The organism is Flavonifractor sp. DFI.6.63 (assembly GCF_024462255.1).
Taxonomy (GTDB): Bacteria; Bacillota; Clostridia; order Oscillospirales; family Oscillospiraceae; genus Lawsonibacter_A; species Lawsonibacter_A hominis.
Genome location: NZ_JANGBE010000103.1, coordinates 1 through 346, shown reverse-complemented (window position 1 = coordinate 346; position 346 = coordinate 1). Strand labels below are relative to the sequence as shown.

Here is a 346-nt window from a genome sequence, read left to right as displayed (position 1 = left end):
AGACCGCCCTTATTTTGGTAGGGGATTTCTTGGGAGATAAATACAACTATTCTATGCTCTATTCAAAATATTTCAGCCATGAATACAGGAAGGCAAGTGATCAAATTGACGAATAGGACTAGAGATTTGATGGATAGGCCCATGGATAGGACTATGGACTTGATGAATAGGACCAGAGACTTGGGAGATAGGACAAGAGATATATTGTCTAGGGCTAGATATAAAAATGAAAAACTTGCCTATATATATCTTACTGATAGGTCAAGGTCCTTGGCCCAAGACTTGATTAAACTTCCGAGTGATAGGAATTTGGATTCTGAGCTCCTATATTTTAAAGACTTTAAGA

1 protein-coding gene and 1 pseudogene are annotated in these 346 nt (G+C 37.6%); both read left to right on the top strand.

The features are described from left to right. Window positions 1-116, top strand: a pseudogene (gene cbiF / locus NE547_RS18090) (cobalt-precorrin-4 C(11)-methyltransferase); the annotation flags it as partial. Window positions 117-129: 13 nt separating this feature from the next. Next, window positions 130-346, top strand: a 217-nt coding sequence (locus tag NE547_RS18085; RefSeq protein ID WP_370866865.1) for a hypothetical protein, incomplete at its 3' end; no start/stop codon positions are given.